The 25,587-nt window shown below is 49.8% G+C and carries 32 protein-coding genes and 1 pseudogene; 19 read left to right on the top strand and 14 right to left on the bottom strand.

Translation table 11 applies throughout. The features are described from left to right. Positions 1-137: 137 nt before the first annotated feature. Both ACFSUS_RS26740 and ACFSUS_RS26735 read right to left on the bottom strand, forming a co-directional pair. Entirely contained in the window at positions 138-593 is a 456-nt protein-coding gene (locus tag ACFSUS_RS26740; RefSeq protein WP_381527731.1) for a YybH family protein, read from the bottom strand. Positions 594-682: 89 nt separating this feature from the next. Further along, positions 683-1,234: a hypothetical protein gene (locus ACFSUS_RS26735; protein ID WP_381527729.1), complete on the bottom strand. Its 552-nt coding sequence runs from the start codon at positions 1,232-1,234 to the stop codon at positions 683-685. Between the two features lie 306 nt (positions 1,235-1,540). Here ACFSUS_RS26735 and ACFSUS_RS26730 point away from each other — a divergent pair, with 306 nt between their 5' ends. Continuing rightward, entirely contained in the window at positions 1,541-2,146 is a 606-nt protein-coding gene (locus tag ACFSUS_RS26730; RefSeq protein ID WP_381527727.1) for a 2,3-bisphosphoglycerate-dependent phosphoglycerate mutase, read from the top strand. Positions 2,147-2,229: 83 nt separating this feature from the next. After that, complete coding sequence (locus tag ACFSUS_RS26725; RefSeq protein ID WP_381527725.1) at positions 2,230-3,165, top strand: NADP-dependent oxidoreductase; 936 nt, start codon at positions 2,230-2,232, stop codon at positions 3,163-3,165. Between the two features lie 13 nt (positions 3,166-3,178). Here the strand turns inward: ACFSUS_RS26725 and ACFSUS_RS26720 are convergent, their stop codons facing one another. Beyond that, the gene (locus ACFSUS_RS26720) at positions 3,179-4,447 is read right to left on the bottom strand and encodes an asparagine synthetase B (protein WP_381527723.1); all 1,269 of its coding nucleotides are present in this window, start codon (positions 4,445-4,447) and stop codon (positions 3,179-3,181) included. A gap of 126 nt (positions 4,448-4,573) precedes the next feature. Between ACFSUS_RS26720 and ACFSUS_RS26715 the strand changes: the two genes are divergently transcribed. The 6 genes from ACFSUS_RS26715 to ACFSUS_RS26690 all read left to right on the top strand — a co-directional run bounded on the left by ACFSUS_RS26715 (position 4,574) and on the right by ACFSUS_RS26690 (position 10,361). After that, positions 4,574-7,114 carry a M1 family metallopeptidase gene (locus ACFSUS_RS26715; protein WP_381527721.1) on the top strand — a complete coding sequence of 847 codons (2,541 nt, stop codon included), beginning with the start codon at positions 4,574-4,576 and terminating at the stop codon, positions 7,112-7,114. A gap of 131 nt (positions 7,115-7,245) precedes the next feature. Beyond that, positions 7,246-8,241, top strand: a complete 996-nt coding sequence (gene mgrA / locus ACFSUS_RS26710) for an L-glyceraldehyde 3-phosphate reductase (RefSeq protein WP_381527719.1) — start codon at positions 7,246-7,248, stop codon at positions 8,239-8,241. Positions 8,242-8,252: 11 nt separating this feature from the next. Then, complete coding sequence (locus ACFSUS_RS26705) at positions 8,253-9,173, top strand: helix-turn-helix domain-containing protein (RefSeq protein ID WP_381527717.1); 921 nt, start codon at positions 8,253-8,255, stop codon at positions 9,171-9,173. Between the two features lie 70 nt (positions 9,174-9,243). Further along, positions 9,244-9,708, top strand: a complete 465-nt coding sequence (locus tag ACFSUS_RS26700; protein ID WP_381527716.1) for a hypothetical protein — start codon at positions 9,244-9,246, stop codon at positions 9,706-9,708. A gap of 120 nt (positions 9,709-9,828) precedes the next feature. Continuing rightward, on the top strand, positions 9,829-10,152 hold the full coding sequence (locus tag ACFSUS_RS26695; RefSeq protein WP_381527714.1) for a DUF3817 domain-containing protein: 324 nt from the start codon (positions 9,829-9,831) through the stop codon (positions 10,150-10,152). Next, positions 10,149-10,361 carry a hypothetical protein gene (locus tag ACFSUS_RS26690; protein WP_381527712.1) on the top strand — a complete coding sequence of 71 codons (213 nt, stop codon included), beginning with the start codon at positions 10,149-10,151 and terminating at the stop codon, positions 10,359-10,361. Before ACFSUS_RS26695 ends, ACFSUS_RS26690 begins: the two co-directional genes overlap by 4 nt. Before the next feature lie 56 nt (positions 10,362-10,417). Here ACFSUS_RS26690 and ACFSUS_RS26685 read toward each other — a convergent pair whose 3' ends face one another. From ACFSUS_RS26685 to ACFSUS_RS26660, 6 genes are all read right to left on the bottom strand, one after another. Beyond that, complete coding sequence (locus tag ACFSUS_RS26685) at positions 10,418-10,720, bottom strand: hypothetical protein (RefSeq protein ID WP_381527710.1); 303 nt, start codon at positions 10,718-10,720, stop codon at positions 10,418-10,420. A 56-nt stretch (positions 10,721-10,776) separates the two neighbouring features. Further along, positions 10,777-11,379, bottom strand: a complete 603-nt coding sequence (locus tag ACFSUS_RS26680) for a hypothetical protein (protein ID WP_381527707.1) — start codon at positions 11,377-11,379, stop codon at positions 10,777-10,779. A 117-nt stretch (positions 11,380-11,496) separates the two neighbouring features. Beyond that, the gene (locus ACFSUS_RS26675; RefSeq protein ID WP_381527704.1) at positions 11,497-12,243 is read right to left on the bottom strand and encodes a DUF4386 domain-containing protein; all 747 of its coding nucleotides are present in this window, start codon (positions 12,241-12,243) and stop codon (positions 11,497-11,499) included. Positions 12,244-12,268: 25 nt separating this feature from the next. Continuing rightward, a complete protein-coding gene (locus ACFSUS_RS26670) occupies positions 12,269-12,733 on the bottom strand; it encodes a hypothetical protein (protein ID WP_381527703.1) in 465 nt (154 codons plus the stop codon). A gap of 85 nt (positions 12,734-12,818) precedes the next feature. After that, positions 12,819-13,382: a Crp/Fnr family transcriptional regulator gene (locus ACFSUS_RS26665; RefSeq protein WP_381527701.1), complete on the bottom strand. Its 564-nt coding sequence runs from the start codon at positions 13,380-13,382 to the stop codon at positions 12,819-12,821. Between the two features lie 73 nt (positions 13,383-13,455). Beyond that, complete coding sequence (locus tag ACFSUS_RS26660) at positions 13,456-13,818, bottom strand: winged helix-turn-helix transcriptional regulator (RefSeq protein ID WP_381527699.1); 363 nt, start codon at positions 13,816-13,818, stop codon at positions 13,456-13,458. 112 nt (positions 13,819-13,930) lie between these two features. On the opposite strand from ACFSUS_RS26660, the gene ACFSUS_RS26655 reads away from it, so the two are divergent. The 6 genes from ACFSUS_RS26655 (at position 13,931) to ACFSUS_RS26630 (ending at position 17,657) form a co-directional block, all read left to right on the top strand. Continuing rightward, positions 13,931-14,842, top strand: a complete 912-nt coding sequence (locus ACFSUS_RS26655; protein WP_381527697.1) for an SDR family oxidoreductase — start codon at positions 13,931-13,933, stop codon at positions 14,840-14,842. 228 nt (positions 14,843-15,070) lie between these two features. Further along, complete coding sequence (locus tag ACFSUS_RS26650; protein ID WP_381527695.1) at positions 15,071-15,922, top strand: bifunctional transcriptional activator/DNA repair enzyme AdaA; 852 nt, start codon at positions 15,071-15,073, stop codon at positions 15,920-15,922. Positions 15,923-16,039: 117 nt separating this feature from the next. Continuing rightward, on the top strand, positions 16,040-16,735 hold the full coding sequence (locus ACFSUS_RS26645; RefSeq protein WP_381527693.1) for a 2OG-Fe(II) oxygenase: 696 nt from the start codon (positions 16,040-16,042) through the stop codon (positions 16,733-16,735). Continuing rightward, a complete protein-coding gene (locus ACFSUS_RS26640; protein ID WP_381527691.1) occupies positions 16,732-16,974 on the top strand; it encodes an Ada metal-binding domain-containing protein in 243 nt (80 codons plus the stop codon). Before ACFSUS_RS26645 ends, ACFSUS_RS26640 begins: the two co-directional genes overlap by 4 nt. 57 nt (positions 16,975-17,031) lie before the next feature. Then, on the top strand, positions 17,032-17,307 hold the full coding sequence (locus ACFSUS_RS26635) for a hypothetical protein (RefSeq protein WP_381527689.1): 276 nt from the start codon (positions 17,032-17,034) through the stop codon (positions 17,305-17,307). A gap of 44 nt (positions 17,308-17,351) precedes the next feature. Next, complete coding sequence (locus ACFSUS_RS26630; protein ID WP_381527687.1) at positions 17,352-17,657, top strand: hypothetical protein; 306 nt, start codon at positions 17,352-17,354, stop codon at positions 17,655-17,657. Here ACFSUS_RS26630 and ACFSUS_RS26625 read toward each other — a convergent pair. Then, positions 17,654-19,123: an aminotransferase-like domain-containing protein gene (locus ACFSUS_RS26625; RefSeq protein WP_381527685.1), complete on the bottom strand. Its 1,470-nt coding sequence runs from the start codon at positions 19,121-19,123 to the stop codon at positions 17,654-17,656. The two genes, ACFSUS_RS26630 and ACFSUS_RS26625, sit on opposite strands and share 4 nt — an antisense overlap. 83 nt (positions 19,124-19,206) lie before the next feature. On the opposite strand from ACFSUS_RS26625, the gene ACFSUS_RS26620 reads away from it, so the two are divergent. From ACFSUS_RS26620 to ACFSUS_RS26610, 3 genes and pseudogenes are all read left to right on the top strand, one after another. After that, positions 19,207-19,830, top strand: coding sequence for a pyridoxamine 5'-phosphate oxidase family protein (locus tag ACFSUS_RS26620; RefSeq protein WP_381527684.1), 624 nt, complete (start codon positions 19,207-19,209; stop codon positions 19,828-19,830). Next, positions 19,827-20,327 carry a GNAT family N-acetyltransferase gene (locus ACFSUS_RS26615; RefSeq protein WP_381527682.1) on the top strand — a complete coding sequence of 167 codons (501 nt, stop codon included), beginning with the start codon at positions 19,827-19,829 and terminating at the stop codon, positions 20,325-20,327. The genes ACFSUS_RS26620 and ACFSUS_RS26615 overlap by 4 nt, the downstream gene beginning before the upstream one ends. Further along, a pseudogene (locus ACFSUS_RS26610) lies at positions 20,320-20,787 on the top strand (GNAT family N-acetyltransferase). The gene ACFSUS_RS26615 and the pseudogene ACFSUS_RS26610 overlap by 8 nt, the downstream one beginning before the upstream one ends. Positions 20,788-20,832: 45 nt before the next feature. Here the strand turns inward: ACFSUS_RS26610 and ACFSUS_RS26605 are convergent. Continuing rightward, positions 20,833-21,720, bottom strand: coding sequence for an NAD(P)-dependent oxidoreductase (locus tag ACFSUS_RS26605; protein ID WP_381527680.1), 888 nt, complete (start codon positions 21,718-21,720; stop codon positions 20,833-20,835). A 55-nt stretch (positions 21,721-21,775) separates the two neighbouring features. Beyond that, positions 21,776-22,504, bottom strand: coding sequence for a universal stress protein (locus ACFSUS_RS26600; RefSeq protein ID WP_381527678.1), 729 nt, complete (start codon positions 22,502-22,504; stop codon positions 21,776-21,778). A gap of 282 nt (positions 22,505-22,786) precedes the next feature. On the opposite strand from ACFSUS_RS26600, the gene ACFSUS_RS26595 reads away from it, so the two are divergent. Both ACFSUS_RS26595 and ACFSUS_RS26590 read left to right on the top strand, forming a co-directional pair. Next, positions 22,787-23,050, top strand: a complete 264-nt coding sequence (locus tag ACFSUS_RS26595) for a hypothetical protein (RefSeq protein ID WP_381527675.1) — start codon at positions 22,787-22,789, stop codon at positions 23,048-23,050. A 45-nt stretch (positions 23,051-23,095) separates the two neighbouring features. Continuing rightward, positions 23,096-23,563, top strand: a complete 468-nt coding sequence (locus tag ACFSUS_RS26590) for an Hsp20/alpha crystallin family protein (protein WP_381527673.1) — start codon at positions 23,096-23,098, stop codon at positions 23,561-23,563. Between the two features lie 109 nt (positions 23,564-23,672). Here ACFSUS_RS26590 and ACFSUS_RS26585 read toward each other — a convergent pair whose 3' ends face one another. After that, positions 23,673-24,539: a DUF5694 domain-containing protein gene (locus ACFSUS_RS26585; protein ID WP_381527671.1), complete on the bottom strand. Its 867-nt coding sequence runs from the start codon at positions 24,537-24,539 to the stop codon at positions 23,673-23,675. Positions 24,540-24,572: 33 nt separating this feature from the next. Further along, positions 24,573-25,535 (bottom strand): SPFH domain-containing protein, encoded by a 963-nt coding sequence (locus ACFSUS_RS26580; protein ID WP_381527669.1) that lies wholly within the window; start codon positions 25,533-25,535, stop codon positions 24,573-24,575. Positions 25,536-25,587 lie beyond the last annotated feature (52 nt).

Raw genomic sequence — 25,587 nt, 5'->3', positions numbered from 1 at the left:
GAACAGAATCTCAAATTGCTTTGATCTAGGATGTCACCGGTCAGAGATGGCCGCGGTCACCCGGCGGATAACAGTCCGGCCAGTCCGCCGGTGCAGTAGTCCGAAAACTACGCCGAACTACCCTATACAACCTTCTCTTAATTCTTCACCTGCACCGGCAAATCTTCGAGTTGAGCATAACTTAGTTTCCAGCTGTCGTCAGCGGCTTTTTTCCAGACGAAGATGTAGTTGCCTTCGCCAAAACCACGGGGGCGGTTTGGGCCATCGGGTAAGACATCAACCGAAAACGTACCGGCCTCATAGGCGGTATGCGTATCGGCCGCCGAACTTACTACGTTCGTTTTCAGGTCGCTCAGCGTTGGAAGGGTTTCACGAACCCACTTTTGCGACACTTCCGATTTTCCTTTAAAATGAGCATTGCCCTGCAGAAAATCGACGTCTTCGTCCAGAAAAGAGATAATCTTATCCGACTCTTTATTATTCCAGGCACCAATAAATTGCTTGTTAAGGTCCTGAATAGCGGCTGAATCGCCCGATTTTGAACACGAAGAGAACAGCACTGCAATCAGTGCCAGAGGCAATATCGCTTTCATACTATTAACTAGTTAGAATGGTGAATGATGTGAACAGCTGCGTTCATCCCAACTTATAAACCATTGGAACGAACGCAGAGGGGTTGATTTTACCAGCTCTTGCGTCGATATTCTGACGTTGGGTATGGTGTGTTTTGATCGCCGTAAGAGTCGTTCGGTAAGAACAAGGCGTTTGTGGTATAAGCTGCCGAAGTCACCGGAGTGGTATACGCAGCGGTTGTCACAGTGCTGGCGGCTACAGCCGGAGCAGCTGCCCGAGCCACGGCTGGCTCAGACTTAGCGGCTACCGTAACAGGTCTGTTGGCAGCAGCAGCCGCTTCCCGGCGGGCCAGAGCAGCTTCGCGTCGAGCTTCGGCAGCTTGTCGTTCAGCAGCGGCTATGCGGGCCGCCGTTTTCCGACGGTTATCAACGCCTTTACCAATAGCGTAGCCAGCAGCCCCGCCAGCAACGCCCCCAATTATACCGCCTACTACACGGTTGCGCTTATTAATGATGGCACCAGCTGCGCCCCCAACCCCTACGCCAATGGCCGTCCCTTTAGCCTGTGGACTCCAACGTCTGCCGAACTGAGCAGTTGCCGGTTGCACAAGTACGCTGGTAATCACTAACACTAAAACGGATATACTTAGGACCTTTTTCATAGCTGTACTTTTTAATAGTGGATTACAAGTCAACATTCGTTTGACAAACGTTCCACTTGAAGGTTTATTTAACATTTATCTATCAAACAACAAATAACCGTGTCGATACATCGATTGTTTGTTTTGGCGCTCCCGTGATATTACTAACTCAAATATATTATCGTGACTCAACGACAGCTTGTTAGGCATTTGATCAACCTTTCATCATCCAGATTAAATTATGCTGCTATCCCCAAAAATAAGCCGCTTGCCCTAAACACTTCAGTTTGAAAACGAGTAATAGATTCCATTACTACCCACCAACTCATGTCGCTTCTCGTCATCGTCCGGCACGGACAATCGCAGTGGAACCTGGAAAATCGCTTCACCGGTAATGTAGACACTCCCCTTACCAAGCTAGGACGGCACGAAGCCCGCGAAGCCGGTACATTGCTGAAGGCCGACCGGTTTGCCGTTGGTTTTACGTCTGTGCTGCAACGAGCCATTGAAACAATGGACATCATCGTGCACGAAACCGGCCAGACCGACTTGCCCATTGAACGTAGTGCCGCTCTCAACGAACGTATGTACGGCGATTTACAGGGCATGAACAAGGCGGAGGCCGAAGAGCGTTTTGGTGCTGAACAGGTCTTTCGCTGGCGTCGGGGCTACGCCGACCAGCCACCCAACGGCGAGAGTTTAGCGGATACCTACAGCCGGGTCATTCCTTACTTCGAGTCAGCTATCCTGCCTCATCTGCACCTACATGAAGACGTGTTAGTTGTAGCCCACGGCAACAGCCTTCGGTCATTAATGATGCGGCTGGAGAACATAAACCCGGAAGCTATTGAAAAAGTTGAATTAGCTACGGGTATACCACGGCAGTACAGTTTCGATCCGGCGTCAGGATTGTTCCACCTGTCATCGAAGTAAGCCAGACTAGGGTGTAATGTACCCTGATCGGCGTTCCAGCGGTCGGAGTATGAGCCAATTGAATAAATAAAACAAAAAAATAGATGAAAGCCGTTGTTCTAAATGATTGGGGTGGAGTCGAAAATTTCGCCATTCAAGACGTACCTAAACCCAGTATTCAGCCAGATCAGGTTCTGGTTCAGGTAAAAGCCTTTGGCGTTAACCCTGCTGATTTCAAGACCCGCACTGGTTCAACACCTTATTCTAAAAACTACACGCACCCCATCATTCTGGGTTGGGACATTGCGGGCGAAGTTATCGAAGTCGGCACCGAGGTAACATCGTTCAAGCCCGGCGACGCGGTTTACGGGATGGTCAATTTTCCCGAACCCGGCAATGCATATGCCGAATACGTAGCATCGCCAGCCGCGCACCTGGCCCTTAAACCGGCCCAATTAACGTTTGAAGAGGCCGCAGCGGCTCCACTAGCCGTGCTTACCGCCTGGCAGGGATTAACCGAACACGGTCAGCTGAAAGCCGGAGAAAAGGTGCTGATTCAGGCGGCCTCGGGCGGTGTTGGCCATTTAGCCGTCCAGTTGGCTAAAGCGTTGGGCGCGCATGTCATTGGCACAGCTTCGGGCAAAAACGAAGCATTTGTGCGGACGCTAGGTACCGATGAGTTCATCGATTACACAACAACCAATGTAGAAACCGCCGTAATCGACGCTGACCTGGTTTTTGACACGGCTGGCGCTGACACTATATTCTCCTCAGCCAAGGTGTTGAAACCAAATGGTCGACTTATTTCAATTGCGTACAGTGCCATGGATAAAGTGCTGGCGGTTCGTTCCGACATTCACGCCGAACGTATTCTGGTGCACACAAGTGGTAATGACTTAGCCATCATAAACCAACTTATCGCCGACGGAAAATTGAAAATTGAAGTCAACGAAGTCCTACCAGCCGAGAAAATTGGCGACGCCCACCACCGCCTGGAAAGCCGCCGAACGACGGGTAAAATTGTATTGACTTTTGAATAGATTAGTCATTTTGCTACGTTTTCCGCTTCTTCTTTTTTGCTGATGGAAACAGCACATTATTCAGAATCAGGCGATACCCCGGCGAATGTGGATGTAGGTTCAGGTCGGTGGGCGTTCGAAAATTGCCGCCACGATTGCCTTCGGGGTCGTGGCCGCCGTAGAATGTCCACTGACCACGACCAATTTCACCGTAGAGATAGCGGTCAGAAGTCTTGCTTTCGCCCATGACCAGGGCACTCGGCTTCACAACCGTTTTGCGAAAAGCGGTCGTCTGGCCAAAGAATTCTTTGATAATAGACTCGTGGTTTTGAGTCAACATCGCCGGGATGACATCCCATTTGGCCGAGAAGTTGAATAGTTCAAAGAAGCCCGCTGGCTGATCGTAGCTGCGTCCGCCCGCCGAATTGATGTCGGAGAACGTCGAGAAGCCCCGATAACCATTATCACTATCAATGGTGAAGTTTTCGAACGCTACCGATTTGCTAAAGTCCAGTTTTGACTGCGCATCCGGGTCGGCCCCGTCACCATCGTAACTACTGCCTACGATGTCCACACCCTCAGCGGCTAAGGCAATGTCGAACGTTTCGGCCGCAGAACACATAGCGAATAGATACCCCCCACCCGCGCAGAATTCTTTAATGGTTTTAGCCACAGCCAGTTTCATCTGCGATACTTTGGCATAGCCATACTTATGGGCAATGTTCTCCTGCGCCTTGATATCAGCCACCGTTTGCCGGTGCAGATTACGACCATACTGCCCCGTAAAATCCTCATGGTGCAGGTGCAGCCAATCATACTTTGGCAAGTCTCCTTTCAGGATTTCTTCATCGTAAACGACTTCGAAAGGAATTTCGGCGTAGGTCAGCACCAGCAAAACGGCATCCGTATTTTCAAATTCAGCTGGACCAACCTTAATGGGCGAATACACCACAATTTTGGCCGCTTTCTGAAGCTTTACTACGTCCATGTTCAGATCAGGGTCAGCCAGTTGCTGACGGATCGAAGCAGCCCTGGCATCGGAAATCACCTCGGCAGATACGCCCCGAATACGGCACTCGTTTTCGAAAGCGGTCGTATGCTTAATCATGAAGCTGCCCCCCCTATAATTGAGTAGCCATTCGACTTCCTGGTCATCTTTCAGCACTTTGTACGCAATGCCATACGCTTTCAGATGGTTGGACTGCTGATCATCCATCGGAATGAGAATGGAATTGGCCCAGCCGGGAACGAAGCGGCCGACGACAGATAGAAATACCAGCGCAAGGGAGAGGTACCGTTTCATAAAGTGCGTTACTTTTAACCCAACATTACTAATCCAACGTGCCAAACCACTCTACACATGGTCTGGAATTTATTCAGAAGCAGTCATTACGGCGTTGTTATACTCAGTACTCTTTCACTCGTTATCATGTCCTGCAGCCACCGCTCTGCACCCGTTAGTCAACCCTCAGTAGAAACGGGAGTATCGCAGACGCTGGCTCAGTTTCGCAAGCAAACGATTCGTCAGCTTACCTATGCACTCAATTTAGATATTCCGGCGCAAAAATCACAGCCAATTCCAGCCTCCGCAACAATTACTTTTGAATGGACTGCCCCGGCCGGGGGAAAAAGCACAGCTCCGCTGCAACTCGATTTTAAGGAAGAACAGACTCATTTGCAGAATGTTTCAGTTAATGAAGCCAACATCCCTATTGTTTTCAAGAGCGAACATCTGCTGATTTCTACTGCGTATTTAAAACCAGGGCGCAACACCATAACCATTCAGTTCACGGCCGGTAATTTGTCCCTCAATCGTAACGATGATTACCTCTATACGTTGCTTGTGCCCGACCGCGCCCGAACGGTGTTTCCCTGCTTCGATCAGCCGGATTTGAAGGCGTCGTTCCAGCTATCGTTGACCGTTCCTAAAAGCTGGCAGGCCATGACCAATGCCGCCCTACAGGACTCGGTCGTAACGGGCAACCGTAAGACAATTCACTTTCAACGCTCCAACATCATACCGACTTACCTGTTCTCGTTCGTAGCGGGTAAGTTCACGCCGGTCTCGCGAACGATTAATAACCGGTTTATGACGCTGTTGCACCGCGAAACCGATTCCAGTAAGATTCGGCTTAGCCTCGACACGATCTTTACCTCACACGCCGATGCCTTACGTTTTTTGGAAGACTACACCCAGATTCCGTACCCGTTTCAGAAGTTCGACTTTGCGGCCATTCCCGATTTTCAATACGGCGGTATGGAGCACGTTGGTGCCATCGACTACCGGTTATCGAGCCTGTTTCTGGATGCCGGAGCCACCCGCGATCAGAAGCTTTCCCGTGCAACGCTGATTGCCCACGAAACGGCACATATGTGGTTTGGTGATCTGGTAACGATGCGCTGGTTCGATGATGTCTGGCTGAAAGAAGTCTTCGCCAACTTCATGGCCGATAAGGTTACCGAAACCTCATTCCCGGATAGTAATTACGACCTTCAGTTTGTGGTCGATCATTTTCCGGCGGCCTATGCCGTTGACCGCACCGAAGGGGCCAACCCCATCGGGCAGCCTTTGGCCAATTTACAGGAGGCCGGTACGCTTTACGGCGGCATTATCTACCACAAAGCGCCCATCATGATGCGCCAGTTAGAGCGGCTCATGGGCAAAGACAACCTGCGCGACGGACTGCGCGAGTATCTCAAAAAATACGCCGAAAGTAACGCCAGCTGGGTTGACCTGATCGCCATTCTGGATGCCCGCACCCCTACCGACCTCGTGGCCTGGAACCAGGTATGGGTCAACCAGACGGGCCGCCCCAAGTTCAGCTACCAGCTCGATAAGCAAGATGGCAAGATCAGTCGCTTCTCAATTGCGCAACTAGGCGAAGATGGGTCTAAGCGGATTTGGCCACAAGGCTTTGAGCTGGCGCTGATCTATGCCGACCATGTTGAGGAAGTAACGGTGGCGATGAATGAAGCTAACGTTGTGGTAACCGAAGCTGTTGGTAAGCCCGTCCCAGAGTTTGTTGTATTCAATTCATCAGGCCAGGGCTATGGTTTATTTCCGGTTGACCCGGCCATGATTCCTCAGCTCACTACGCTAAAAAATCCGGTGACGCGGGCTGCGGCTTATATCAATCTGTACGAAAATATGCTTACGGGGCAGGTCGTCAAACCGGCGCAGCTGGCGGAGACTTACCAGAAACTACTAAGTACTGAATCAGAAGAGTTGAATGTACGTCTATTGACAAGTCAATTATCAGACATCGTCTGGAATTTCACGAAGCCAGAGAGTCGATTGGCTTTGGCTACATCAGTCGAGCAGGCCGCCTGGCAGGCGATGAATCGCGAAACAGCTCCTGGCAAAAAGAAATTGCTGTTCCGGTTGTATCAAAACATCGCGTTGAGTTCGGAAGCCCGTGATCGGCTGTACACCATCTGGAACGATCAGCAAGCGCCTGCTGGCGTTACGCTCACCGAAGATGATTACACCTCATTGGCACTGGCTCTGGCCGTTCGCGACTATCCTGCCGCAACCATCTTATCCCGACAACTAACCCGCATCAAAAACCCCGACCGAAAAAAGCGACTGGAGTTCATGATGCCCGCCTTGTCGGGCAACGTAACCGAGCGCGACGCTTTTTTTGCTTCACTAGCTTCTGAAAACAATCGTGAACGCGAGGCCTGGGTAACGGCAGCTTTGGGTTATTTGCATCATCCGTTACGCGCTGGGTCATCGGCTAAATACCTGCCTAAAAGCCTGGACTTACTGGAAGAAATTCAGCGAACGGGCGATATTTTCTTTCCCGAGTCCTGGTTACGTTCGACATTAGGTGCATACCAAACGCCCGAAGTAAGCCAGCTGGTACGTCAGTTCCTAAGCAGTCGGCCGAGTTATAATTCACGTTTACGAGCCAAATTACTCCAGGCTGCCGACACGCCGTTCCGGGCCAGCAAGCTATTATATTTTTGACAGGATGAACAGGATAAAACAGGATGGATTAATTTTTTGAAATCTTGTTTTATCCTGTTCATCCTGTCAAAATAAAACCTACGCCTACCCAATCCGTTACGTTTCTACAAACATCCTTGCTCAGTAACGCTATGCATTATTTACCCAATTCAGATCGCTACAAGTCAATGCCCTATCGGCGAACCGGCCGCAGTGGGCTAAAGCTTCCAGCCATTTCGCTCGGCCTATGGCAGAACTTCGGCGATGTGAATGTCCTCGAAAACTCACGCAACATCCTGCATCTCGCCTTTGATAGTGGTATCACCCATTTCGATTTGGCCAACAACTATGGGCCGCCACCCGGGTCGGCCGAAGAGAACTTTGGCCGTATTTTACACGAGGATTTCCGTAGTTACCGCGACGAGCTTATCATCTCCTCAAAAGCGGGCTATCAGATGTGGGACGGACCGTACGGTGATGGCGGCTCTCGTAAATACCTGATCTCGAGCTTAGACCAAAGCCTGCGCCGAATGCGGTTGGAGTACGTCGATATTTTTTACCACCACCGCCCCGACGCCGAAACGCCCATTGAAGAAAGCATGATGGCCCTGAATCAAATTGTGCGTCAGGGTAAGGCTCTTTACGTCGGTTTATCGAACTATAAACCCGAGGAAGCCGCCCAGGCGATTACGATCCTTCGGGAGCTGGGGACGCCCTGCCTGATTCACCAGCCTAAATACTCGATGCTGGAGCGTTGGGTAGAAGGTGGTCTATTGGATTTACTGGAGAAAGAAGGCATCGGCTGCATTCCGTTTTCGCCACTCGCACAGGGCTTGCTGACCGATAAATACCTGAACGGCGTACCGACCGACTCCAGAGCGGCCAAGTCAAACAGTTCGCTCCGAGAAGATCAGCTGACGGACGAAAAATTAGCCACTATCCGGCAACTCAACGACATCGCCCGCCAACGCGGCCAAACGTTGGCGCAAATGGCGCTGGCCTGGCTGTTGAAAGATCAACGCGTTACGTCGGTATTGATCGGTGCCAGCAAACCAGAACAATTACAAGACTCGTTGAAGTGCCTGGATACTATCGACTTTAGCAATGACGAATTAAGCCGCATCGAGACTATCTTAGGGCAGCATTAACGGCTAGTTTTATGTCTTTACCCACCGATAGCTCATTCCCGGCAATTAATCCGGCTATGGCCCGCGAACGCTTCCTGATCCGAGACGAATCGTGGGCCAATCGGTTTAGGCCTAATTTTAACCATTTCATCATAACATCGCTCGAATACAGCCGTCCCGTCATCAAACTCCCCTTACCTCCTTCGCGCACCAGTAATCATGCGCTCATATTACTCACGACCGGCCAACTAACGACGACCGTTGGGCAGCATGCGTTTACGCTTACAGCGCAAGACTTACTGATTGTGCCAGCCATGCAGATTTTCTCATTGATTGATATCCCAGAAGATGCCCGAGGGTTTATGTGCTTCTTCAGTAAAGAGCTAGTCATTAATTCAACCAACGATACTGATTTTGACTTTCTGAAATTGACCAGCAATCCACTTGTTCCGTTGTCGGATCAACAAACACGTTTTATTGCTAACCTTCTTGATCGACTGACCATTGAATATTACGACAATGGTGCCGAAAAAACGGATTTAATTCGGCCTTATTTGTCAGCGCTGCTTACTGAAATCAATCGGGCGTATGTTAGTAAGACACCTGCGAAAACGGATGCAGGCGACCGGCTAATACAGCGCTTTATGGATTTGCTGACCGAGAACGTTCGCCAAAAACGATTGGTAAGCGAATATGCCGATCAACTGAACGTTAGTCCCAACCATCTCAATAAAGTAATCAAAGCCCATACGGGCCAGTCGCCATCGGTCTGGATCGACGAACGTATTGTTCTGGAAACGAAAGTTTTATTGTTCCAGACAGACCTGTCGGTTGCCCAAATCGCCGTAGAGATGGGGTTTGATGATCAATCAAATTTCGGTAAACTGTTCCGGAAGTACACTGGCTTTAGCCCCACGGATTTTCGCAGAATGATTGATTTGAACCAATTTTAGCTGAATCCAGCCTAACGACTTACGTTGGTAGCGGTGAACTTTGCGGCAAATACCAGCCTGCTATTCGTCAATGGTTTATCCAATTGTTTTAGTAATTCATAATGCCTTACGCTGGCTCGTATTGAGTAGCTTACTGGCTGCTCTAGTCAGTGGTTATTCAGGCTGGTTAGGGTCGCGCTCCTACCAACGAGCTGATCAGACGATACGCGTTGTGGCCACATCAATTGCGCATACACAACTGCTGATTGGTTTCTACCTTTACGCCATCAGTCCGATTGTTAGTTATTATTGGCGGTTTGGGGCCAGCGCTGAGGCTCCCGAGTTCAGGTTTTTCAGCTTAATTCACATTGGGCTGATGTTCACTTCGGTGATTATAATGACAGTTGGATCGAGTAAGGCAAAGCGGCAGAGCGACGCCCGGCAAAAGTTTAAAACCACCGCCGTTTACTTTACCATTGGCCTTATCTTGATTTTGATTGCCATACCCTGGCCCTTTTCACCCCTAGCCGCTCGACCCTGGACACGAGGTTTTTAACGATGAGCTTGCTCAAAAAATGACAAAATCAAAGCAGATTCGTTGCGCTTACGTAGCCCGGCCGGGCTACGTAAACATCAAACCCCAATTGCCGTACAATCCTCAACGGCTCGAACTTATATGACCGATACACTTTTTAATTCTCCGAAGATCCGCCTGCGGGTCGTGGGTCTGGCAGAAGGAGTTTCGTACCTCCTGCTCTTAGTTATTGGTGTTCCCCTGAAACGGCTGGCTGGGTATCCCGAAGTTGTGCAGATCATTGGTCCCATTCACGGCCTGCTATTTTTGCTTTACGTACTGACCGTTATTCAGGCGAAGACCGAATACGACTGGCCTCTGGGAAAAACGCTGTTGGCGCTACTGGCATCCATCATTCCGGGAGGCACCTTCTACGCCGATCACAAGATCTTTCGTCACCTACCGGGCCGCCCAACACACCAATGACAGTGCTGGTCTTTAAAACCAACATGGTTTGCGCCGGATGCAAGCAAACCGTTGGGAATGCCCTCAGCGGATTTGGTGAAGCCATCCGCTGGAACGCCGACCTCGATGATTGCGACAAAATCCTGCGTGTGGAAACGGCTGGCATCGCTTCCAGCGCTATTATCCGCGTAATGCACGAAGCTGGATTTATGTGTGAAGAGTTGGTATGATTATAAACAGACAAAGCCGGGCAAAACCCGGCTTTGTCTGTTCATGCAGAAGCATATTATTTTACAGCGTCGGCGGCTGCTGCGGCTTCGGCTGCTTCGATAGCGGAGCGATTGGCGTTTGCAAACTCATCGCGTTGGGCTTCGAAGTAAGCAAAAATCTCGGTGATGGCATCGACGTTTTGAGCAATCTTGCTGTGCATATCACCTAAATCAGTTTCTAGCCGCTTATCGTTCAGACCATTCATGTTATCTACTTCGATCTGACCAATTTTGGTGATCAGGGCCGTCTGGCTGTTTTGCAAATCCTCTAGCTCCCGAACAACCTTGTTCATCAATTCAAACTTCTTTGCCTTATCCATAACGTTTATCTTTTGTAGTGTTGCAGTATAAACGCGTTAATAGGCAGATAGTTTTCTTACGTTGACATTGTATAACGCTCGTACAGCGTTTCAACGCGTACTGTTTTCCAGCCATCTCGGGTGTAAAGCCGCTTTCGATTAACGACTTTAATGTAGCCCTTCCCTTCCACGGTTACAGCTTCGGGGGGCGCAAACCGAACGGTGTCTGAGGCTATTGGCTTTTGATCAGGCCGTATCTGGATTATCCTGATCGAACGATCAAAATCAAATTTTCGGGTAGCTGGCTGACGAGCATAATTCACTATCAAATTTGGGTCATAAGCTGTTGGCTCCCGAGTGCTGAAGGGAGCATGTACGTACTGCTCAGGCCATGTTTGCGTAAACAGAAAAGTACGCTCTTCAACGTGTTTTCCCTTATCAATGATATTTATCTCCAGATCTGAGCTAGTCAGATCGTCGCCTATCTCATGAATCAGATTGTTTGATGACCGTCCGTCGAAGTTCACATCAACGGGTTCGCTGGCCACTGAATTAATTGGTTTATACTTTCCGTGAAACCGTTCGTGTAACGCCGGTACGTTCTCGTTGGGAGCTACATCGGCTTGGCACCCAGCCAACCCAGCAAAGCATAGGAAGGTAAAGAAAAAACTGTTTTTCATAGACGTTCAGGAAAAGAAGCGAATATAAGGTGTCATGAATATGGTCTTTGTGCTTAGTTCGATTTTCTTTCTAACGGCTTAGCGGCACGCCAGACGGCTTCGTCTGGGGCGATCAAATTATGCGTTTGTAACCTCTGATATGGTCTTACTGATAAGCTTTTCGGGCAACTTCATAAACCGCACGCCAATGATGAGCAGCCACACCAGCCAGAGCGTGCTCCCCAGCAAGCCAGCCAGTCCCCAGCTCGGGAAATTAGGGATAACGGTGGCAAACAGGTCGCCCTGCGCCAGCAGATAAATACCCGACGCAAGGTAGCCGAGGTTACTCACCCAGCGGGGAAACAGGTTGATTTGAGCAAATGTCCGCGACAGCAGCACGGTATAAATGATTGTAAACAACTGCCCTAGATGTTCGCCCAAAACAACACCGCCGTATTGATGAATAGCCGAGAAGACAACTTCAATAGCTTGTTTGGTACCGGGATCAGTGGTATTTACATAGTGCGTAGCTAAAATCGGAACAACGAATGGCCACCGTAACAGCCCTATGATCTGCGTAATAGCTGATATGACACCCACCGTTGTAGCCCATCGAACGGCATGATTTTGCTGTTCGAGCTTCTGCCCGATCAGTACGTAGGCTTGTAGTAAAGGGAACCCACCAATGGCGAACAACCACCAGGTAAAAATCAGCGTTGCTCCACCTTCTTGGAATCGCGTTAAGACAATACCGGGGCTTTGTCGTAAAATATCGGGGTAATCGAAGATCATGGTTAAGGCCGTATAAGGCACCATAACGAAAATGACTCCGGCAATTAATAGGCGGCCGATCAGCCGATTTGAGGGCGTTGTGAGCGTTTTCATGATTTAATTTTCTTTATGCGATGAATTACCAGTGAAAAGAATAGCTGATTCCGGGCGTGGGATTCAGCTTGAGGTCTTTGCCGGGCGATGCCAATACAGCCGCGCCGATACGTACATTAAGGTCTTTCCAGATGAACCAGCGGAAGCCGACTTCGCCCACGGCACCATTGTCGGCTTCGTAGTCGCGGTCTAAGCCACGGACATACGAAGCCGACGCGTAGAATGAAGATGGGTTTTCGCGCCGACCAACGGGCAGGAACCAATACGTGAGGCCAGTCCGGACAAAAGAGGTGGTTACGTTCTTGCCCGCTCCATCCTGCGACACGATGGTTGGGTAATAGCCGGCATGAATGGAGACGTGGCTCCGGCGATACTCCAGGCCAATTGATGGATTACGAAAGGCGTTGATGCTGATTTCGTTGCGCGGAAAGCGTTGGGCAAATGTGGGGGCTGCTATCAGGAGCAGGCCAGCCAGCGTTATGTGCTTCATATCGTCGTTTTGTGATTACATTGACGATACAAAGGTGGCGGGGCAGCACCCCCCAAATCCTGGACAAATGTCTAAATCGCACGTCTTACCGGATATGTCCCCGGATGCGGCTTAGGTGGCGGGGCGTAACGCCCAGAATGGACGCCAGGTACTGAAGAGGTATTTCCTGTAGCAAATGTGGTTCTTCGGCCATTAAACGCTGGTAGCGTTCTTCGGCGGTAAGGGTCAGCAAATTATAGCGGCTCTCTTCAATGCAATTGATTTGGTCTTCCAGTATACCTACATAGAACGTTTCAAACGGGGGCAGGTCGTGGCGTAGTTGAGTGAAGGCCTGTTTCGTGATGACCCAAATGATACTATCGGTCAGAGCACGAATACTTTCGCGGGCGGGTTGCTGCTTTAGGAAGCTACCTAGCGATACCAAAAAATCGGCCGGACCAGCAGTGTAGGTCGTAATTTCGTCCCCGTTTCGGTCGCAGAAAAACTGAAAAATTCCTTTCTCCACAAACGCCAACTGGTCACAGATACGGCCAGCTTGTCCAAACAGTTCGCCTTTATGTAATTGGCGCCGGTGGAACTGCTTGATGACCGCCCGTTGCTGGTCAGTGTCAAAACCACTTTCGGCAAGAAAATCGCGTAGTCCATCCATTTTTCAACCTGGTTAGCCCAGCTAAAGTAGCCTCTTTTACGTCACTTAACCCAACAACCATTAGGCTTAATGATTAGCGGTTTACAGCCTCAATCGTTGGTTGGTGCATGATCCGCCTTCGGTGATTTTTCCCCCAGTCACCAAGGGCCACCATAACACTACCCAATGAATACCCGTAATCCGTCAAGCGGTAATCGACCGAGACGGGCATGGTGGGATACACCCGACGCTCGACCAACTCATTCTGTTCTAATTCTTTTAGCTCTTTTGATAGCATCCGGGGTGTAATGGTACCAATGGCCCGCTCAATTTCACTAAAGCGCATCGGACTTTCACTGTGCAATAGTGTCAGGATGAGCAGCTTCCACTTGCCGCCAATAAGCTCAAGGGTATCGGAGATTGAGCGAAGGTGTGCCGTGCAATACGTTTGTTTCATATTGATTATCAAAGACTATGTTGAAGTATAGTACTATACAAAAGTATAGCCATATACAATGTATAGCAACCTCGCTACACCTTTGTAACACACATTAGCTAACTGATTCGTCATGAATACCAATAAAAATCTTAAAGTCCTTGTGTATGGAGCTACTGGTTCACAGGCTAGGGCTGTTCCAGCGCACCTGCTGCAACGAGGTCATCAACCTTATGTACTAACCCGCACGGCTAACAAAGCTGCCCAACACGCCGAAGCCGGTGCCATCGTTGTGGAGGGCGACATGGCTGACGGCAACAGACTTCGACAACTGAGCGAAGGCATGGACGCGGTTTCACTATTGATTCCATTTTTTGCCAATCCAGCCGAAGTGTTCAATTATGGCAAACAGGCAATCGATGCCGCCAAGGTAGCTGGAATCAAACTCTTGGTCTGGAACACAAGCGGAGTCATACCCCCTGTTCGGACCGGCAACCCCGCTATTGACGTGCGCATTGACATCTGCGATTATCTACAGCAGAGTGGCTTACCTCATATTATTTTGCAACCCAGTGCTTATTTGGAAAACCTCCTCGGTCCGTGGACGGCTCCGTTTGTCGCGAACGAAAACCGGGTAGCGTACCCCGCGCCAAGCGATATGTCCGTTAGCTGGATTGCTTCCAACGACGTAAGTGCTCTAGTGGTGGCCGCTCTCGAACGGCCCGAACTGGCAGGAGCCAACTGGCCAATTAGTGGTTTAGAAAACCCGGATGGTCCAGCTTTAGCCCAGGCATTTTCTAAAGGTCTAGGCCGGACTTTAACATACTATGCGATGCCTCCGCAGGACTTTGGCGGTATTCTGGACCAGTTATTTGGCCCCGGCGCGGGAGCCGCTGCGGCCAGTGAGTATCAGCGGATGTGGGATTTCCCTGAGCAACGTCCTACGTTTAAAGCCAACATGCAGCCGGTATTAGAAAAATTACCAGTTAAGATGACTAGTATAAGCGAGTGGGTAGCCCAGCATAAGGCGGCTTTTTCGGTCTGAAACACATATAAAATAATAGCAACAGCCCTAATAGCCAGCGTTATTAGGGCTGTTGCTATTATTCATTATAAGTTGATACTCTGTATTTTTATAAGCTGGTAGACATATACCGGGAGCTCGTTGATTGTATGACAATTGATAGTTACTTAAGAAAACATCCGCAAGAATCGGGTTTCTCTCCGGCTGTGTTCTGGCGACCTTTGTAGAGGTCAAACAAGGGACAAACTAATGAACACGAACAGCACGTACACCTATCAGCAAATCGCCAGGGCCATCGAGCACCTGACAGCCAACTTCCGCGAACAGCCATCGCTGGCAGATCTGGCGGAACGAGTGAATCTGAGTGAATTTCATTTTCAGCGGCTTTTCACCGAATGGGCGGGTGTTAGTCCCAAGAAATTTAGTCAGTATCTGACGCTCGAACACGCCAAACAACAGCTCCGTAATGGCGTTCCGCTGGCCGAGGCCGCTTATGACGCCGGCCTGTCGGGCACGGGCCGGCTACACGATCTGTTTGTCAGCATCGAAGGTGTTACACCAGGGCAGTTTAAGCAGGCCGGTTCCGGACTTACGTTATCGTATGGCGTCTTCGACAGTCCGTTTGGTCGGTATGTGTTGGGGGCCATTAACGGCAAAATTGCGTTGCTACACTTTCTGAATGATGATGAAAACCCGGAAACAATTATTACCGCTGCTTGGCCTGAGGCTTCATTACGAAATAGTCCGTCTGAAGTACAGTTTCTGGCCGACCAGATCTTCCCGCTTGTTGGCGAGCCAGTGAGTAGTCCTGCAAAACCGCTTCCCATTCTCTTGCGGGGCTCAGCCTTTCAACTTAAAGTATGGGAAGCTCTGCTAAAGATTCCAGAGGGTCGTTTAGCCAGTTACGACCAGATTGCCGATGCCATTGGGCAACCTACAGCCTCACGGGCAGTTGGTACGGCCATTGGTAGTAATCCGGTCGGCTATCTGATTCCCTGCCACCGGGTCATTAAGAAAACCGGTTTATTTGGCGGATACCGTTGGGGGTCTGAGCGGAAGCAGGCTATGCTCGGCTGGGAAGCCGCACGAGTGAATGGATAAACCTGAGCCACAGAGATGCACCTAGACGCATGGAGATACACAAAAGGTATATTTCTCTCTGTGTATTTCCGTGCCTCCTCGTGAATCTCTACCGTACGCCGTTGCGGTGTCATAACTATGGAACAACTCATGCTTGACTGGACCACCTGCCAGAACACCCTCTCCGAAACGGGTTTCGCTGTTTTGCCTTCCCTCCTATCGCCGGACGAATGCCGGGAACTAGCCAGCTTATTCGACGCGCCAGATTTGTACCGCAAGCATATTGTGATGCAAAAACACGGATATGGCAGTGGCGAATACAAATACTTTAATTATCCATTGCCGCCTTTGGTAGACACACTTCGCCATGAGTTGTTTGCCCAGTTGGCTCCGGTGGCCAACGACTGGAACGAAAAGCTAGGCATTGACCTGCGCTACCCCAATAACCTTGATACATGGTTAATAACTTGCCATAAAGCTGGGCAAAACCGCCCAACGCCCTTGATTCTCAAGTACAGCGCTGGCGACTGGAACGCCTTACATCAGGATATGTACGGCGAACTCTACTTTCCATTTCAGGCTGTGTTGTTTCTGAATCAACCGGGTCAGGACTACGCCGGTGGTGAGTTTGTGATGCTCGAACAACGTCCCAGAATGCAATCGAAAGCAACGGTTCTGCAACCAGAGCAAGGGCAGGTTGTCATCTTCACCACAAAGTACCGACCAGCTAAAGGGTCACAGGGGTATTACCGAGTATCCATGCGGCACGGCGTAAGCGAAGTCCGCCGTGGTACGCGGGTTAATCTTGGGCTGATTTTTCATGACGGAGCATGATCCGGCATACGGCGCTGGAGAAGACCGAGCTTCACCGGCTATTCCGGACTAAGCAACTGACACTGGGCGGCAATCGAACGTTACGTATCTATGGCCGTTTAGACTGCCGGGCGGGCAAACGCATGAAAGCCGAGAATCGGGTCTTCTTCGCAGATGAAAGCGAAGCATTAATGAATGGCTATCGGCCGTGTGCGGTATGTTTGCCAGCGAGATACCGTGAGTGGCGACGCAGCCAATGAGCCGCCTTGCCCGTACCTTCGTTTTTCAATAACTTAACCGCTAAATCAGATCTTGCTATGACAAGCTTAGCTGAAAACAAACCGCGTCGTACTCAGCGACTGTCGGCTCGCAACATTCCTTCTGCGCTCATTTACGAGACGTGGGCTGGAAAACCCATTTACTATAAAGGGTACCGCGAGGTTTTAGCAGGAAAAAAAACAATTAGCGAGGTTATGTGGTGTTCTGATTTACAGGGAGTTTTGGTTTCTCTTCTAAACATCTATCTGGGTAATAGTATCAATCGCAAACAATACTTGTTAGCGACAAACGAGATGGGATACACCTGGCGTTAAATGATAACCTCGGCAATGATGTAGTCATTTTTGAGAAAGAAAAATTGGATAGACTCAAAGGAAAGTATTTTGACATTCCGCCCAAGATTGTCATCGAAGTAGACATTAAGGCCGATACGACCGCATTTGAGAACGGGGCTGACGGCTACGTTATGCAAAAAGCCCGGAAACTATTGGATTTTGGCGCCGAAAAAGTGTTGTGGATCATTACCAGTATGCAACGTGTCTACGTCATCGACCGCAACGACCCGACCTGGTACGTAGTGGACTGGTCCGAAACTATATCGGTACTGGATAACTGTTCACTGAATATTAAACAAATCCTTGAGGACGAGGAGATTGATTACTAACTCAGCACTTTTTTGAGCACTGCAACACTCTGCTCTAACTCACTTTCGATACTTGACGCAAATCCCAGCCGCGTGGCATTGAGCCGCTGGCCGGGTGGATTGTGTGACAAGCCATTCGACAGGAATAATCCTTCACGCCCAGCGCGTTCGGCCAGTTGATTCATGTCAATCGCCGGATCAAACCTGGCCCATACGGCCATGCCACCGTCCGGCTTTGTAAACTGCATAGCATCAGGCAACTCTTTGGTGAGCAAGTCGCAGAAGCAGTCGCGTCGGGCGTGGTAGGTACGTAGTGCTTTCCGAAAATGACGCTTCAAATCGCCGGTTTTAAATAATTGGCCAACCGCAAATTCAAGTATTGGGTCGCCCTGTCGGTCGATGATGCGCCGGAGACGGGCCAGCTCATCAATCAAGCCGGTTGGCGCAACCACGTAACCAACCCGAAAGGCGGGGGCTACCGATTTTGTCAACGATCCTACGTAGACGACCATACCTTGCGGATCAGCACTAGCCAGCGGTAGAATCGGACGACTCAGGTAATGAAAATCATAGTCGTAATCGTCCTCCAAAACAGCAAAGCCATATTGTTCCGCCAGTTGAAGCAAGCGAATCCGCCGGTCGGCGCGAAGCGTAACCGTGGTCGGATAATGATGGTGAGGGGTCACAAACACCATTCGAATAGCACCATGTTGCTCGCATAAATCAGCAAGCGCTTCAACGTCGAGACCATGCTGATCAACCGGCACGGTTAATAATGTAGCTCCGGCTTTCAGAAAATTCATGGTGGCTCCCGCCCAGGTCGTCTCTCCAGTCACGACAATATCCCCCGGTTGCAGCAACACCTGACTGACCAGGTGCAGCCCCATAATGCTGCCCCGTGTAATAAGCACATTGTCGGGCGTAGTACGTAGACCTCGCGTTTCGTTCAGGTGAATCGAGAGTTGTTCGCGTAGCAGCAAGTGCCCTTTTGTATCATTGTAGCCGAATTGTTTCTGCGGGTCGCCCCACCGAAAATACGACCGATACGCCCGGCTTAGTTCATCCATTGGAGCCAGTCGAATGTCGGGAAATCCATCGTCTAACCGGAGTCCCGACTGGTTTATAAGTACCGGACGTTTCAGGAACGGCATTTCGGCAAACGCATAACCCGGCTTTTCATTCGGAAGGTTATTTGCCGTTTCGGACACGAGTGCCTGCGGTGTTACGTCGGAGAAATGGACCGCTACGTATGTACCGCTTCCTGGCCGACTTTCGAGCCAGCCCTGCGCCAATCCTTCATCATAAGCCGCTACAATGGTTTGCCGGTGTACGCCAAGCCAATCAGCCAGTTGTCGGGTGCCCGGTAGCCGTTGTCCTGCCGATAAGGTTCCCGCCCGGATAAGCTGATTGATTTGTTCGCTCAACTGCACAAAAACAGGCGTTGACGCTGATTTACTAATTGTAAGTAATGATTTAAAAGGCAGCATAACCGGACTAGTGACTTTATAAAAACTGGACGGTTTCGACAGACCACCAAAGCAAGATATTTACAGCGTTAAAATCAAATACCATGCAAACTACCCGCACAACTCCCAGCCGTCTGGCCAAACGCGCCCATTACGATGAAGTAACCATTCACCCAATCCTGGACGAAGCCTTATTTTGCACCGTTAGCTACACCATCGAGAATCAACCGATGGCTATTCCGACGGCATTTGCCCGAAAAGGCGATAAGATTTATATACACGGTTCGGTCGGCAGTCATTTTATTCGCACGATTGAGAACGGCGCTCCCGTTTGCATTTCTGTTATGCTCACTGATGGATTAGTATTAGCAAAGTCAGCCTTTAGCCACTCGGTTAACTATCGTTCGGTTGTCATCTTCGCTACTGCTGAGAAAGTGACGGACGAAACCGAAAAAATGGAGGCCTTAGCCCTGATAACGGATCACCTCGTTCCAAACCGCTGGGCCGACCTTCGTCCGACTACCGATAGCGAAATGCGCAAAACGACCGTGCTGGCCTTTTCGCTCGCCGAAGCGTCGGCCAAAGTGCGTACCGGAGGACCGAACGATGATCCCGAAGACCTTACTTTACCAACGTGGTCGGGGGTGATTCCCCTGAAGACAATTCGGCTGGCTCCGGTTCCAGCAGAAATAAGCAAAGCGATTCCGTTACCCGATTATTTAGCATGAACCTCGTTGAGCTAACGGCTGAGCAATCGTTCAACTATCATCAATTTATGCTCAATGGCCTGCAAAAACATCGGAATTGCTTCCGGATTAGTGCAGCCGATCAGGTCAATGAGCCCTTCCCGACCCGTGCCACGCCCGATAGCTTCACGTTGGGGATATTGACAAACACAAACGAGCTGGCGGGTGTGGTTAGTTTTCAGCGCGAAGGGCAAACTCGCGAAAAGATCCGGCACAAAGGCTTACTCTTCCGGATGTACGTGGCCAGTGAATACGGCGGACAGGGACTGGGGCGATTGCTGCTTGAAGAAACCATACGCCGGGCGCGGTTGTTGCCCGCTATGGAACAGATCAACCTAACGGTTATCACCACCAATACCGTAGCGAAACGACAGTATGAAAAAGTAGGCTTTCGCTCGTTTGCCCTGGAACGAAACGCCATCAAAGACGGTGATACGTATTATGATGAAGAACAGATGGCGCTATTTTTAAATGACTGAAAATAATAGCCAATCCATGCGTATCCGACCATTCCAACCCACCGACAGAGAAGCGCTCATAACCGTTTTCCAAAAGAACGTACCGCGGGCGTTTCATCCGAGTGAGGTTAATGAATACGCTGATTTTCTGCGGACCTACACTGATCCATATTTCGTGGCTGAGCACAATGAGCAGGTCGTCGGCGCTTGCGGTCATTACCTGACCGAGGACGGCCAAACGGGTCACATTTGCTGGATATTCGCCGACCCCGACTAGAAGGGGCTAGGCATTGGCAGCGCTTTACTACGTTATAATCTGGACGCCCTACAACAGCAGCAGGGCGTCCGGTTGATTGTTTGTCGAACGTCGCAGGTGGCGTTCCGCTTTTTTGAAAAATTTGGTTTCCACTTACAATATACTGAGCCAGATTTCTGGGCACCGGGCCTGAATCTTTATTTCATGACGAAAGAAAACGCCTAGGCTACTTTCACTTGTTCTAAGTAAATTGGAAAGCGGACTATCGGCTCACCGTTTGCTAACACCTGCGTTCTCGGACACTTCGCCTGCAAAACCAGCCCAGTCAATATCCTTCACACCTTTGGCCACGGTAGCCGTCAACTGCTGATGCACAATCTGGCCAAACGGCATGGGTACGAGTGCTTTCTGGGCTTCGTCCAGTAACAATCGAATATCTTTCCGAATCAAAGCGGGCGTAGCGCCGACCGGCTGATAAACTTCCTCAGCCACAAGCTTTCCGTAATTTTTGTAAACGGGAGAATTGAACAGAGTGTCGGTGAAAAATGTCCAGACGGCCGTGCGGGAAATATTATTTTTCTCGGCCAGGGTAAACGCTTCGGCCATGGCTTCGATGGCGCAACCGAGCAAAAAATTACCAGATAGCTTCACAACATTGGCGGCTCCAACGTCTTCCCCAAAATCATAAACGCCCTGACCGATCAACTCTAGCAAGGGTTTGATTTTTGCTTTCCCAGCCTCATTACCCGACGTACAAAGCCAGAGCTTGGCCGCCTGAGCGGCTTCGGGCTTACCAAACACGGGGCAGGCCACGTAAACTGTGTTACGTTGCTGATGCGCTTCGGCCAACTGCCGGGACGTGTCAGGCGCAATGGTGCTGCACGAAACGTGAATCGCCCCCTCCAGCAAGGCAGGAAGGAAACCAAATTCGCCGGTTGTTACGTCCCGCAACGCACCATCGTCGCTCACCATGGTAAAGATAACTTCGGCACGTTCAACGGCTTCGGCGGGCGTTGCGGCCCACTGAGCGCCAGCCTGCAACAACGCATCGGCTTTTTCTTTTGTGCGGTTGAACACGGTCAAGACATGACCACCCTTGAGCAGGTTCTGGGCAATAGCCTCACCCATATTGCCAAGGCCAATGAAGGCAATATTCATCGTTGTTACGTTTACATGGTGTACCACCCCTCAATATAGAAGGTACCCCGATCCGTTATTTGGGCTGATGATAAACGAGTACGGGCACGGTCGATTTTTCGATTAAGCCAGTAGTGCGGTTGGGGTGTAGCAGTTTGTCGAGAAAGCCCGGTTGCGGATACAACTCCATAACGATCAAATCCGCGTGAACAGCATCTAACTTATCATCGGTCAATACACTCAGCTCCGCATCAAACGCTTCGATAAGCGAATCGGTTTGAGTCGCCACATCATTTTGCGTTGTGCGAGCCTGCATGGCATACGCAATAGTACGCACTTGTGCTGGTCGGACAGCCTCGCCATCGGGCGCTGTAGGCACAATCAGGACCGGACAAACAGCACCATCGGCTACGTCGGTGACAGCACTACCTGCCAGGCGGTCAAAGAACGTACTCAGGTCGCTACGTCCCATGATGATCAGGTCAGCCGAGTATTCCCGGGCTGCGTCCAGGATTTCGTCCTCCGTTGAGCCAATACGCCACTCCGTTTGGACAGAAAAGCCTTCGGCTTGCAGCTGATTGGCCAGCTCACTTAAGCGTTGACGGCTGATATCTTCAATTTCCAGCGAAGCCATCACCCCCAAGCCCGGATCGCCAACCGTTGGTAGTGTCGAGTCCTGCACTATGGGTTGGTACACGTGTAGCAACGTAATGGTCGCCCCCGTTTTGCGGGCAAAGAGCCGTACCCATTCGAGAGCAACGTTGGTATTGGTTGAAAAATCTGTGGGAAAAAGCAGGTTTGTCATGCGCGAGTGAAAATGGTTTTAACAATGAGAACAAATCAAAAGCCCAACGTTCCCGATAAATCAGCGGTTTTCTTGCTTACTGGTTACCTATTAACTTAAAGCAGATCGAATTAAAGCCATAGGATGAGCTATTTATGGCTACTTCTCAAAAAATTTAGCTTCACTTAAAATATTACTCGCTTTTAAGCGACTACCTCTGTGTAAGCAGCAATCAAAAGGCTTTAAAATAAAAACAGCCCATTGGCTTGCTGCTTTTAGTACATCATTAAACAAGATCATAACATGAACATTTGGCGAATAACAGGCGTAGCCCTGCTGGCTGGACTAGCCCTGTTTCTGGTAACTATTCTTTTAAAACTGCTGCTCATTGCCGCAGTAGTCGCGGTAATCCTACGGGTCGTAGGCGGGCGTTTGGCAGGCAGAATGTTTGGTCCGATGGGTCGAGGCCGTTTTGCGCACTCAAACAACATTATCTCCATTGATAATCCGTCTTACCGTTACCCAATGAACCGGGCTGGCTTTGAGCGGGTGATTCCGATTAATTAAACCGAAAATCAACAAATAGTAGTAACACGATTAACAAACACAACCATGGATTATAAACAAGCCTATCAATCGGAACATAGAAGCGGTTGCGGCCCGATGGGTCGGAGTAAATTTGGTGGTCATTGGGGCCGGGGTAAATGGGGTGGCTTCTGGGGTCGACATGCCGGTGGCATGCATCAGCCTCCCGTCAACATTGAAGAAACAGATACGGCATTCGTCATTTCGTTGTATGCGGCTGGCCTCATCAAAGAAAACGTGACGCTGACCATTAAAGACAACGTTCTGAAGATCAGCTATCCAGGCACCAGCCAGGATACTGATGCTGAACAGGCGCCGAAAGGCAACTTCACTTACCAGGAATACAATCAGGGTGGTTTTGAGCGGTCGTTCCAGCTCAACAACAAAGTGCTTACCGAGAGCATCACGGCGCAGTATGCCGATGGTGTTTTGAAGGTGACCTTACCCAAGAATCCTGAAACCAATCAGCCGGCGCAGACCATTACGGTTGCTTAAGAAAGAGTTCCTTCAGGAGCTCAGTTAAGCTATCGGCCTTTACACGCAGGCAGCTTATCATAAACCCATATTACCACGTATGATAAGCTGCCTGCGTTTTACGTTGCCTCTAATTGCAATAATCGAGGAGCGACACCAGGTTGTAGTTCGGATTGGCCCGGTACAACTCCTGGAGTACACCAACGTGCGTTTGGCCAAACATCAATAGCAACTTATTACCCTGACGTTCCCGCTGACGAGTTAGGGCGTTACTATAAATCTTGAGATTTCGATTGTAGAATAGACTGATGTACTCAGCACCGATATACCGTTTATCAATCTTGCCGACATCAACTGTATTGGTGGCTGTCTTAGAAAATTCACCATTAACCACTGTTGCGGGCAGATTGTAAAACAGGTTATGCGTGAGGGCAATCATCTCAGGCTGATTGAGCTTCCGAATGTAGTCATACACGGATAAGCTGTCTTGCTGAACTTGCCTTTTCAGCGGACGAGCAAAGCCCTGCAACTGCAGTAACGCTTGTTTGAACCCGTCAATATTGTCGCCTTCTGTTAACAAAGACTGCGACGTCGCTTCGTAATGATCCACACAATATACCCGCTGGTGCTTTAATCGCTTGGCTAGCGCAAATCCAACCTGATACGTTTCACCACGTCCTTCTTTAAGGTCCTTCAAGTCTAATTTACCCGTTGAGTAAAGTTTGTATAAACTATCAATACGTGGTTGTTCACTGGGTTCTAGTTCAACCATAATCATGTCTGGCGCATAGGTTTGCAGACACGTAATGAGTTGATTCAGTTCAGCTTGTTTTTTGGCGCTGTAGACATCGGATTTCGGCTGTTGGTTGTACAGTTGGCTCAGATGGTCGAAGCCAACAATCATAACTTGGGTAGAGGAAGCTCGATTTTGAGCAGTGGTCGCTGTAGCCGCAGCTACTAAGAATACAATTAGGTACTGATACACTTGAGCAATCATTCTACTTCTGGTTGCATTAATTTAATAGTCTAATTAAGCCGTTGGCGGGGTTATGATTCGCCCGTTGCCGTTGCCGCCACCGCCCGTGTTCATTTTCTCAACGGCCAGTAACTGACGCATCGTTTTGTCCATCCCATCAGTAGAGCCATCCAGGAAGATGACATTCCCCTGGCCGTTTTCGGCAAAGTGCTTAATGGCTTCGGTCCAGATTGAGAACAGAATCAGCGACGCATCCAGATCAGCCTCGGTCATTACTTTTGCTGATTCGGCCATACCTTTCGCCACTTCTTCTCGGAACAAGGCAACACCCTGACCACGTAGTTGCGACGCTGTTTTTTCGGCTTCTGCTGATATTTTGATAGCGTTTCCTTCAGCTTCGGCGGCTTTCGTTTTGGTAATCAATAACGCTTGGCCTTCGTTTTCGGCAGCGGCTTTCAGGTTCGAGGAGGCCACAACCTGCGCCATCGATCGCATAATAACTTCGTCGAAGGCGATGTCGTTCAATTGCAGATCCGTGAGGTGATAGCCCCAGCTTTCGAGCAGCGTATCGAGTTGGGCCTTTACGTGTTCGATGATTTCGGAGCGCAACGCCAGAATCTCCGATTGGCGTTTTGTAGCGACAAAACTACGTATTGAGCCTTCAATGGTACGAATCAGCGCCTGCATGAAGGATGCTTCGTCGATAAATTTGAAAGCGACATTTTTGATGGTTTCTTCTCCCTGATTCAGCACCGAGTAGACCAGCATGGCCTTGAAATTAACGTTGGCCTGATCAGCGGTGATGGCTTGAAACGCCAGTTCGACAGAGCGGTTCTGGATTGAAATGCGTCGGTAAATGACTTCTATAAACGGAATCTTGAAGTTTAGGCCCGGCGCCATGACCCGGGCATATTTTCCGAAAATAGTGATGACGGCTACTGTACCCTGCTGTACAATGACAATCGAGAGATAAATGATAATGGCGGCCAGGACGAGAAAGATGGCAAGTAAGCTCATGATATACGGTCGTTTAGGTCATTCAGTGTTGAGAGCTAAACTAGACAATCCA

It is taken from the genome of Spirosoma soli (assembly GCF_042684525.1).
GTDB classification, from domain to species: Bacteria; Bacteroidota; Bacteroidia; order Cytophagales; family Spirosomataceae; genus Spirosoma; species Spirosoma soli.
This window is presented reverse-complemented; position numbering and strand designations above follow the sequence as displayed.